7 protein-coding genes are annotated in these 11433 nt (G+C 47.0%); all 7 read right to left on the bottom strand.

The genetic code is table 11. The features are described from left to right. Positions 1-15 precede the first annotated feature (15 nt). Complete coding sequence (rpsG, locus tag BN3003_RS03795) at positions 16-486, bottom strand: 30S ribosomal protein S7 (RefSeq protein WP_058305398.1); 471 nt, start codon at positions 484-486, stop codon at positions 16-18. Between the two features lie 106 nt (positions 487-592). Continuing rightward, positions 593-964, bottom strand: coding sequence for a 30S ribosomal protein S12 (gene rpsL / locus BN3003_RS03790; RefSeq protein WP_058305397.1), 372 nt, complete (start codon positions 962-964; stop codon positions 593-595). A gap of 243 nt (positions 965-1207) precedes the next feature. Continuing rightward, positions 1208-1582, bottom strand: coding sequence for a hypothetical protein (locus BN3003_RS03785; RefSeq protein ID WP_058305396.1), 375 nt, complete (start codon positions 1580-1582; stop codon positions 1208-1210). 366 nt (positions 1583-1948) lie between these two features. Beyond that, the gene (rpoC, locus tag BN3003_RS03780; protein WP_058305395.1) at positions 1949-6106 is read right to left on the bottom strand and encodes a DNA-directed RNA polymerase subunit beta'; all 4158 of its coding nucleotides are present in this window, start codon (positions 6104-6106) and stop codon (positions 1949-1951) included. 54 nt (positions 6107-6160) lie between these two features. Then, on the bottom strand, positions 6161-10333 hold the full coding sequence (gene rpoB, locus BN3003_RS03775) for a DNA-directed RNA polymerase subunit beta (protein ID WP_058305394.1): 4173 nt from the start codon (positions 10331-10333) through the stop codon (positions 6161-6163). A 141-nt stretch (positions 10334-10474) separates the two neighbouring features. After that, positions 10475-10846, bottom strand: coding sequence for a 50S ribosomal protein L7/L12 (rplL, locus tag BN3003_RS03770; protein WP_058305393.1), 372 nt, complete (start codon positions 10844-10846; stop codon positions 10475-10477). A gap of 45 nt (positions 10847-10891) precedes the next feature. After that, positions 10892-11392: a 50S ribosomal protein L10 gene (rplJ, locus tag BN3003_RS03765; RefSeq protein WP_058305392.1), complete on the bottom strand. Its 501-nt coding sequence runs from the start codon at positions 11390-11392 to the stop codon at positions 10892-10894. Positions 11393-11433: the final 41 nt, after the last annotated feature.

Raw genomic sequence — 11433 nt, 5'->3', positions numbered from 1 at the left:
TGTCGCCTTTTTAAATTAGAAACGGAAGTGAGAGAACGCTTTGTTCGCTTCAGCCATGCGGTGTACTTCTTCACGTTTTTTCAACGCACCGCCACGACCTTCAGCCGCATCCATCAATTCACCTGCCAAGCGCAAGTCCATTGATTTTTCACCACGTTTACGAGCAGCATCGCGTACCCAACGCATCGCCAACGCCAAACGACGTGACGGACGAACTTCAACGGGAACTTGATAGTTAGCACCACCGACACGGCGGCTCTTCACTTCCACGATTGGTTTCGCGTTAGCAATAGCAGTTTCGAATACTTCGATAGCTGATTTACCAGATTTTTTCTCGATTTGTTCCAAAGCACCGTAAACGATACGCTCTGCAACAGATTTTTTGCCGTCGATCATCACAACGTTCATGAATTTAGACAATTCGGTGCTACCGAATTTTGGATCAGGCAAAATCTCGCGTTTAGGGACTTCTCTACGTCTTGGCATTTTAATTCCTTAAATTCTATTCAGTTGAGCATCATTGCTCAGGCTTATTCATGTAAATAAGCACTTACTCGACTACCTTCATCAGGCAGCCCACGTCAAAAGCCAATTACTTAGGACGTTTTGTACCGTATTTAGAACGGCTTTGTTTACGGTCTTTAACACCAGCAGTGTCCAAAGAACCGCGTACAGTATGGTAACGCACACCTGGCAAGTCTTTTACACGACCGCCGCGGATCAATACCACGCTGTGCTCTTGCAAGTTATGGCCTTCACCACCGATGTACGAAATCACTTCGAAACCGTTGGTCAAACGCACTTTACAAACTTTACGCAAAGCTGAGTTAGGTTTTTTAGGAGTAGTGGTGTAAACACGAGTGCACACGCCACGTTTTTGAGGGCAAGCCTCCAAAGCAGGTACTTTGTTCACATAGATCGGTTTTTGACGACCTTTGCGTACCAATTGATTGATAGTTGGCATTTCTTATGTTCCCATTGAAAAACTACTGGCACCATGCCAGCAAGGGCGGAATTATAGACGCTATTCAAGCCTCGCGTCAAATACCCGCACCGATATTCGCTTGTTTTTTAACTTAATTTGATGCAGAAAACCCACTTAGCAGCAAAAAGTGGGCACGCTTCAATTACATGCGGCCTGTAAAAATTAGTGGGAGACATTTGCCCTTTAGGCTGAATCTGGCTCACCTGTCTGTGCATTCCCACTTCATTCATCATCTGATGGTGGATGTTTTTGCTCAAAACGCCGCTCAGCGCGGCTCAAATGGCGAATCAACACATGCGAAATCAAATTCACCCCAATGCCGCCGTAAGTCAGTGGCAGCAAATACAAAGCCAGCGACACCTCCGATAAAAACACCGTATTGTCCCAATGCGAGCTGGTGGTTTTGGCCATGTTCGCCAACACTTGCAACAGGTAAATGTCCACACCAGAAATCAGCAGCAAGGCCACACCAAAAATCAACACGGTATAGCGCGAAATCATCCGCCGCCACAACAGCCCCACATAAATGGCCACCGGCACAATCAGCGAAAACAACAGCAATAAGTAAAACTGCATTTGCACAAATACGGTTTGCATTACACCCACCCTAGCACAACATGGCGACCTCACATCATTTCACCATAGTCCATAGAAAGAAAGCCCCACAACACGGGTTTGCACGAACTTGCTTGATTTGATGAAGCCCAGCTTAAACCACAAAAATAAGCGGCCTGTAAGGCTTACAGGCCGCTTTAAATCAATATATTCATCAATATCATGTCAATATCAGTTAACTCATTGGGTCGCACTGGCTGTGAGCTTGGGCCAGCTGTGACGAGATTACCCTGCTGTGCCCTATTCGATACTTGCTCAATAAATACACACATGCATATCCAGCAGGCACAAAAAAGCGGCCTGTAAACATTTACAGGCCGCTTCTGATTGCGTTACACGCTTACAACATTATTCTGCTGCAGGTGTTTCTGCTGCTTGGGTGTGTTGACGGCGTTTGCGGTGGTAATGTAAACCAGTACCCGCCGGAATCAAACGACCCACAATCACGTTTTCTTTCAAGCCGCGCAAGTCGTCGCGTTTGCCCATGATCGCAGCTTCGGTCAAGACACGGGTAGTCTCTTGGAACGATGCGGCAGAGATGAACGAGTCGGTAGACAAGGACGCTTTGGTAATACCCAACAAGATGTTGTCGATGCGTGCAGGCTGTTTGCCTTCTGCCAACATTTTCTCGTTTTCTATCATCACTTCGGCGCGCTCAACTTGCTCACCGGTAATGAAATGGGTTTCACCAGAATCAGCGATGTTCACACGACGCAACATTTGGCGAATGATCACTTCAATGTGTTTGTCGGAAATCTTCACACCTTGCAAGCGGTAAACCTCTTGCACTTCTTGGATGATGTAGCGAGCCAAGGCTTCGATACCTTGCAAACGCAAGATGTCGTGCGGATCAACTGCGCCATCGACAATGGTTTCACCACGGTTCACCACTTGACCATCATGCACCAACACTTGTTTCTCTTTCGAGATCAAGGTTTCTACAGCGATGCCATCAGTGTCGGTAATCACCAAGCGTTGTTTGCCTTTGGTTTCTTTACCAAAGGAAACGGTACCAGTTACCTCTGCCAACATACCTGCGTCTTTTGGTGTACGAGCCTCGAACAATTCTGCTACACGAGGCAAACCACCGGTAATGTCACGGGTTTTGGTAGAAGCTTGTGGGATACGCGCTAACACATCACCTTTGCCAATTTCCTGACCTTCACGCACGGTAATGATCGCACCGATAGGGAATGCCATGGTCACTGGGGTATCCGAACCTGGAGCGTGGATTTCTTCACCGTTTTCATCGAGCAAGCGCACTGCTGGACGCAATACACGCGCTTGTGAACCACGGCGTTTGCCATCAATCACCACCAAGGTAGACAAACCAGTCACTTCATCGGTTTGTTTCGCGACAGTCACGCCTTCTTCGATGTTCTCGAAGCGCACACGACCTGCATGCTCGGTAATCATTGGACGGGTATGTGGATCCCATGTGGCCAATACATGGCCCGCGGTAATCACTTCACCATCACGCACCATCAACGTCGCACCGTAAGGCACTTTATGACGTTCACGCTCACGACCGACATCATCATGAATCACCACTTCACAAGAACGGCCGATGACAATCAACTCGCCTTTGTTGTTGGCAACATAACGCATTTGGCTAGAGAAACGTGCCGTACCGTTAGATTTAGACTCTACTTGGGTCGCTGCGGCTGCTCGAGACGCTGCACCACCAATGTGGAAGGTACGCATGGTCAACTGTGTACCCGGTTCACCAATCGATTGCGCTGCAATCACGCCGACTGCTTCACCAGTGTTCACCAATTTACCGCGTGCCAAGTCACGGCCGTAACATTTCGCGCACAAGCCATAACGGGTTTTACAAGTAATTGGGGTGCGTACTTTCACCTCATCGACACCTGAGTTGTCGATTTCGTTAACCAAGGCTTCGGTCAACATGGTGCCAGACTCTACCAAAGTTGCATTGGTAATCGGGTCTACCACGTCTTCAGCTGTTACACGGCCCAAAATACGGTCGCGCAATGGTTCAATCACGTCACCGCCTTGTACCACGGCTTTCATCACGAAACCATCGCTGGTACCGCAATCGTCTTCGATGACCACCAAGTCTTGGGTCACATCGACCAAACGACGGGTCAAGTAACCTGAGTTCGCTGTTTTCAACGCCGTATCGGCCAAACCTTTACGCGCACCGTGAGTGGAAATAAAGTATTGTAATACTGTTAAGCCTTCACGGAAGTTAGAGGTAATTGGGGTTTCGATAATCGAACCATCTGGTTTCGCCATCAAACCACGCATACCTGACAACTGTTTGATCTGTGCTGGCGAACCACGGGCACCAGAGTCGGCCATCATGTAAATGGAGTTGAACGATTCTTGGTCCACTTCATTACCGTCGCGGTCAAACACTTTGTCCACAGACAAGTTGTCCATCATCGCTTTGGCGATCTTGTCACCAGTACGGCCCCAGATGTCGACCACTTTGTTATAGCGTTCGCCATTGGTTACCAAACCTTGACGGTATTGCTCTTCGATTTCTTTCACTTCGGCATTGGCTTCGCCCAACAATTGCGCTTTCGCTGCAGGCACTTCCATGTCGTCTACGCAAATCGAAATACCACCGCGGGTTGAGTACGCATAACCGGTGTACATCAAATGGTCGGCGAAAATCACGGTGTCGCGCAAACCACATTGACGGAACGAGGCGTTAATCAGTTTAGAGATTTCTTTTTTCTTCAACGCTTTGTTGACGTGAGAGAAACTCAAACCTTTAGGCAACAAGGTCGACAAAATCGCGCGACCAACCGTGGTTTCGTAACGATTCACAACAGGATCGAAACCACCTTGTTCGTTTTTCACGTATTCGGTCAAACGCACGATACATTTGGTACCCAATTCCACTTGGCGTGTTTGATAAGCACGGTGTACTTCTTTGACGTCGGCAAACATGATGCCTTCGCCTTTACCGTTAATCTTGTCACGCGTCATGTAATACAGACCCAAGACGATGTCTTGAGAAGGTACGATGATAGGCTCACCATTGGCTGGAGACAACACATTGTTAGAAGCCAACATCAAGGTGCGTGCTTCTTCTTGTGCTTCCAAAGACAATGGTACGTGTACCGCCATTTGGTCACCGTCGAAGTCGGCATTGAATGCCGCACAAACGAGTGGGTGCAATTGAATGGCTTTGCCTTCAATCAAGATCGGTTCAAACGCTTGAATACCCAAACGGTGCAAGGTAGGTGCACGGTTCAACATGATTGGATGTTCGCGAATCACGTCTTCCAAGATGTCCCAAACTTCTGGCACTTCTTGCTCTACCAATTTTTTCGCTTGTTTGATGGAGTTGGCCAATTCCAATTTTTCCAATTTATGGAAAATGAATGGTTTGAACAATTCCAATGCCATTTTTTTAGGCAAACCACATTGGTGCAAACGCAAGTAAGGACCTACGGTAATCACAGAGCGGCCTGAATAGTCCACACGTTTACCCAGCAAGTTCTGACGGAAGCGACCGCCCTTACCTTTAATCATGTCTGCCAAAGATTTCAATGGACGTTTGTTGGCGCCCGTCATCGCTTTACCGCGACGGCCATTGTCCAACAATGAGTCTACTGCTTCTTGCAACATGCGTTTTTCATTGCGCACGATGATGTCTGGTGCACGCAATTCCAACAAACGTTTCAAACGGTTGTTACGGTTAATCACGCGGCGGTACAAATCGTTCAAGTCAGAAGTGGCAAAACGACCACCATCCAACGGCACCAATGGACGCAAATCAGGTGGCAATACTGGCAATACATCCATAATCATCCACTCAAGTTTCATACCTGAGCGTTGGAACGCTTCCAATACTTTCAAACGTTTCGCAATTTTTTTGATTTTGGTGTCAGAACCAGTCGATTCCAACTCTTGACGCAATACTTGAATTTCGTTTTCGATGTCGAGGGTACGCAACAATTCACGCACACCTTCTGCACCCATTTTCGCTTCAAATTCTTCGCCGTATTCGTCCAAGTTTTCGTAATAGTCTTCTTCGGTCAACAATTGACGGCGTTGCAAAGAAGTCAAACCAGGATCGGTTACCACAAAGGCTTCAAAGTACAAAATGCGTTCGATGTCACGCAAAGTCATGTCCAAAACCATGCCCAAACGAGATGGCAATGATTTCAAGAACCAGATGTGCGCTACAGGTGAAGCCAATTCGATGTGACCCATGCGTTCACGGCGTACTTTGGACAAAGTCACTTCCACGCCACATTTTTCGCAGGTCACGCCTTTGAATTTCAAACGTTTGTACTTACCGCACAAACATTCGTAGTCTTTCACTGGGCCAAAAATTTTGGCACAGAACAAACCATCGCGTTCAGGCTTGAACGTACGGTAGTTGATGGTTTCAGGTTTTTTAACTTCGCCATACGACCATGAGCGTATGGTTTCAGGTGATGCGATACCAATTTTGATGGCATCAAATTCATCATCTGCACCTGCACCTTGCAAGGGGTTAAATAAATCTAACAAAGCTTTCATTTTAGCTCCAGTTGTTGACGCGTTACAGGCCGGCCTGTAACGCGTTTGCCACAATTAGTAACGCTCTAAATCGATATCCAAGCCCAATGATCGGATCTCTTTCACCAATACATTGAACGACTCTGGCATACCAGCATCGATTTTGTGTTCACCTTTAACGATGTTTTCGTACATTTTGGTACGGCCAACCACGTCATCGGATTTCACAGTTAACATCTCTTGTAAGGTGTATGCAGCACCGTAAGCTTCCAGTGCCCACACCTCCATCTCACCGAAACGCTGACCACCGAATTGGGCTTTACCACCCAATGGTTGTTGTGTCACCAAGCTGTAAGGGCCAGTAGAACGAGCATGCATTTTTTCGTCTACCAAGTGATGCAGTTTCAAGTAATGCATCACACCCACAGTCACATGACGGTCAAACGCTTCACCGGTACGGCCATCGTACAAAGTGATTTGGGTTTTGGTGCTGTTAAAGCCCAATTTTTCCATGTCTGGGTCTTCGCTTGGGTAAGCCAATTCCAACATGTTTTTGATTTCGGCTTCATCGGCACCGTCGAACACTGGAGAGGCAAAAGTCATGCCGCGACGCAAGTGTTGCGCCAAGTTCATGATTTCAGCATCGGTCAACTCATCCAAGTTTTCTTGCTTACCGCTGGTGTTGTACAACTTCTCAAAGTAAGCACGCAATTCGGCCACTTGACGTTGTTCTACCAACATCTTGTTGATGCGTTCACCAATACCTTTGGCAGCCCAACCCAAATGCACTTCCAAAATCTGACCGATGTTCATACGAGACGGTACACCCAATGGGTTCAATACGATGTCTACGGTACGGCCATCTGCCAAGTAAGGCATGTCTTCTACTGGCAAGATGCGTGAAACCACACCTTTGTTACCATGTCGACCCGCCATTTTGTCACCGGCTTGCAAACGACGTTTGATGGCGATGAATACTTTCACCATTTTTTGAACGCCAGGTTGCAATTCGTCGCCTTGAGTCAATTTTTTCTTCTTGATCTCGTACATGGCGTCGGCTTCTTCGTACTTCTGTGCCAAGCTCAGTTTGGTCAATTCCAATTGTTTTGCCAATGATTCATCGGCCAAACGGATGTCAAACCACTCGTGTTTGTTTTCAATGCTGCCCAAGTATTCTTTGGTAATGGCAGTGCCTTTAACCAAACGCATAGGGCCACCATTGGCAACTTGTCCAACAATCATGCGCTCGATACGGTCAAATGCATCGTTATTGAAAATGCGCATTTGATCGTTCAAGTCTTTGCGGTAGCGTTTCAATTCCGCATCAATGATGGATTGAGCACGTTTGTCACGTTCAATGCCTTCACGGGTGAACACTTGGACGTCAATCACCGTACCGCTCATGCCTGTAGGCATGCGCAATGAAGTATCTTTTACGTCAGAAGCTTTTTCACCGAAAATAGCACGCAACAATTTTTCTTCAGGGGTTAATTGGGTTTCACCTTTAGGTGTTACCTTGCCCACCAACACGTCGCCAGCTTCTACTTCAGCACCGATGTAAACAATACCGGATTCATCCAAACGGTTTTGCATGCGTTCAGACAGGTTCGGAATGTCACGGGTGATTTCTTCTGCGCCCAATTTGGTATCGCGCGCCACCACATTCAATTCTTCGATGTGGATGGTGGTATAGCGGTCTTCTGCTACCACTTTTTCAGAAATCAAAATTGAGTCTTCGTAGTTGTAACCATTCCAAGGCATGAAGGCGATGGTCATGTTTTGACCCAAAGCCAATTCACCTAAGTCGGTAGAAGCACCGTCAGCCACCACGTCACCGCGGGCCAAGATGTCACCTTTGTTCACAACTGGACGTTGGTTGATGTTAGTCGATTGGTTAGAACGGGTGTATTTCACCAAGTTGTAGATGTCGACACCCACTTCACCAGCAATCGCTTCATCATCGTGCACACGAATCACCACGCGACCCGCATCCACAGACTCAACCACACCGCCACGACGCGCAACCACGGCAGTCGCAGAGTCAACCGCCACAGAGCGTTCAATACCGGTACCTACCAATGGTTTGTCCGCACGCAAGCAAGGCACAGCTTGACGTTGCATGTTGGCACCCATCAATGCACGGTTGGCGTCATCGTGTTCCAAGAATGGAATCAATGATGCTGCTACCGATACCACCTGACCTGTTGCCACGTCCATGTATTGCACGCGATCAGGGGTGGCCAAAATGGTTTCGCCTTTTTCACGGCAAGTCACCAATTCATCGGTCAATTGACCTTCTTTGTCCAACTCGGCATTCGCCTGTGCAATCACATAGCGGCCTTCTTCGATGGCAGACAAGTAATCGATTTGGTCGGTTACTTTGCTGTCTATCACACGGCGGTATGGGGTTTCCAAGAAACCGTATTCATTGGTACGCGCGTAAACAGACAAAGAGTTGATCAAACCAATGTTTGGACCCTCTGGTGTTTCAATCGGGCACACACGACCGTAATGGGTTGGGTGTACGTCACGCACTTCAAAGCCTGCGCGTTCACGCGTCAAACCACCGGGGCCCAAAGCAGAGACACGACGTTTGTGTGTCACTTCAGACAATGGGTTGGTTTGGTCCATAAACTGAGACAATTGGCTAGAACCGAAGAATTCTTTGATTGCAGCCGAAACAGGTTTGGCATTGATCAAGTCATGCGGCATCAAATTGTCTGATTCAGCTTGGTTCAAACGCTCTTTCACAGCACGTTCAACACGCGCCAAGCCAGAACGGAATTGGTTTTCAGCCAACTCACCTACTGAACGCACACGACGGTTACCCAAGTGGTCAATGTCGTCTACTTCGCCATGGCCATTGCGCAATTCCACCAAAGTCGCAATCGAAATCACGATGTCTTCATTGGTCAAGACAAAGTTTTTGTCGTTGGTCAACGCAGACAATTCTTCAATCATGGTGCGATACCACAATGGTGATTTCTCATCCAATTTGTGTTCGTACGTGCGTTTGTTGAATTTCATGCGACCAACGCGTGACAAGTCATAGCTGTCGTGGCTGAAGAACAAACGGTTAAACAATTGTTCTACCGCATCTTCGGTAGGTGGTTCACCAGGGCGCATCATGCGGTAAATCGCCACACGTGCTTGCAATTGGGTTTCCACTTCATCAACGCGCAAGGTATTGGCGATGTAGCCACCTTGGTCTAATTCATTGATGAACAAGGTTTCGATTTTTTCGATTTCGTGCAATTGGAATTGCACCAAGATTTCTTCAGTCAATTCGTCATTGGCTTTGGCAATCACTTCGCCAGTCAATGGATTGATGACATCTTTGGCCAATACTTTGCCAATCAAGCTCTCGAAATCAACATTCAAGCGTTCGATACCGGCGTTGCTCAAATCGCGCACAGACTTAGCAGTGAAGCGTTTGCCTTTGGCAACAATCAAATTACCGTCTTTGTCGATAACGTCGATTTTGGCAACTTCGCCTTTCAAGCGACCCAATACCAACTCTTGTTCGATGCCTTTGTCGCTCAAATGGAACGCATCTTTGTCATAGAACATGGTTAAGATGGTTTCAGCGTCGTAACCCAATGCTTTGAGCAAAATGGTCACAGGCATTTTACGGCGACGGTCGATACGGAAGTACAACAAGTCTTTTGGATCAAACTCAAAATCCAACCATGAACCACGGTAAGGAATGATGCGAGCTGAGAACAACAATTTACCTGATGAGTGGGTTTTACCACGGTCGTGTTCAAAGAACACACCAGGCGAACGGTGCAATTGCGATACGATAACGCGTTCAGTACCATTGATTACAAATGAGCCACTAGGCGTCATCAATGGGATTTCACCCATGTACACTTCATTCTCGCGAACTTCTTTTACCGTTGGTTTAGAAGCTTCACGATCATTGATTACCAAACGGATGCGTGCGCGCAGTGGGGCGGCAAAGGTAATGCCGCGCATTTGGCACTCTTGGATATCAAATACAGGTTCACCCAAAATGTAATGTACAAATTCCAAACGCGCATGGCCATTGTGGCTAACGATAGGGAAAATCGATGAGAATGCGGCCTGTAAGCCCTCATCTTTGCGTTGGTCAAATGGGGTATTTAGCTGCAAAAATGAAGCGTAAGAATCCAATTGAGTTGCAAGCAAAAACGGAAAATCTAAAACGTTTTCACGTTTTGCAAAGCTTTTGCGGATGCGTTTTTTCTCAGTAAATGAGTAACTCATGTAAGAAGCTCCAATGAATGGATGGTTTTTGGCAGGCTGTTAAGACTAAACACTTCGCCGAAATGCCCAGTTTTAATAACCCTATGCAAGAAGCGAAATAAGGCCGGCAGTATAACTGCCAGCCTGTCAGCTTAAATCAGCTTATTTGATTTCGACTTTAGCACCAGCTTCAGTCAATTGTTTAGCGATGTCGTCAGCTTCTGCTTGAGAAACACCTTCTTTAACAGTTTTAGGTGCGCCGTCAACCATGTCTTTGGCTTCTTTCAAGCCCAAGCCAGTGATAGCACGTACCACTTTGATCACGCCAACTTTTTGGTCGCCAGCTGCAGTCAATACAACGTCGAACTCAGTTTTTTCTTCAGCAGCAGCTGCACCAGCAGCAGCGCCACCAGCAACTGCCAAAGCAGCAGCAGAAACGCCAAATTTTTCTTCGAACGCTTTAACCAAGTCGTTCAATTCCATAACGGTCAAACCAGCAACTGCTTCTAAAATGTCTTCTTTAGTAATAGCCATGCTATTAAACTCCTAAAATCTTAATTCAAATAAATCAAATGTAAATTATGCGGCTTCGGTTTCTGCGTTTTTTGCAGCCAAAGCAGCCAAGGCGCGAGCAAAGCCAGAAACTGGCGCTTGCATAACACCCAACAATTTGGCCAACAATTCTTCTTGTGAAGGAATTGAGGCTAATTCAGCTACTTGAGCAACATCCAACAAATCGCCATTGTAAACACCGGCTTTAACAACAATTTTGTCGTCTTTTTTAGAGAACTGGTGTAATACTTTAGCGGCAGCAACAGCATCTTCAGATGCAGCATAAATCAATGGACCAACCATTTGGTCAGCCAATGCAGCAAATGAAGTACCTTCTACAGCACGGCGTACCAAAGTGTTTTTCAATACGTGTAAGTACACGCCCTCTTTACGAGCATTCGCACGCAATTCGGTCAAATTGGCAACACTGATACCACGATACTCGGCGATCACCAATGTTTGGGCATTTGCGATACCAGCTGCAATGCCTTCAACGGTGGCCTTTTTGGCTTCAATATTGAGACTCAAGGTCTACCTCCCACTGTTAATAATCGAAACACCGAAGTGTT

Origin of the sequence: Vitreoscilla massiliensis (assembly GCF_001457815.1) — a bacterium.
Lineage (GTDB): Bacteria > Pseudomonadota > Gammaproteobacteria > Burkholderiales > Neisseriaceae > Vitreoscilla > Vitreoscilla massiliensis.
This window is presented reverse-complemented; position numbering and strand designations above follow the sequence as displayed.

Excerpts from the sequence above, each read along its gene's own strand:
- rpsL (WP_058305397.1), bottom strand. The coding sequence starts at position 964 with ATGCCAACTATCAATCAATTGGTACGCAAAGGTCGTCAAAAACCGATC.
- BN3003_RS03785 (WP_058305396.1), bottom strand. The coding sequence starts at position 1,582 with ATGCAAACCGTATTTGTGCAAATGCAGTTTTACTTATTGCTGTTGTTT.
- rplL (WP_058305393.1), bottom strand. The coding sequence starts at position 10,846 with ATGGCTATTACTAAAGAAGACATTTTAGAAGCAGTTGCTGGTTTGACC.
- rpoB (WP_058305394.1), bottom strand. The coding sequence starts at position 10,333 with ATGAGTTACTCATTTACTGAGAAAAAACGCATCCGCAAAAGCTTTGCA.
- rpsG (WP_058305398.1), bottom strand. The coding sequence starts at position 486 with ATGCCAAGACGTAGAGAAGTCCCTAAACGCGAGATTTTGCCTGATCCA.
- rpoC (WP_058305395.1), bottom strand. The coding sequence starts at position 6,106 with ATGAAAGCTTTGTTAGATTTATTTAACCCCTTGCAAGGTGCAGGTGCA.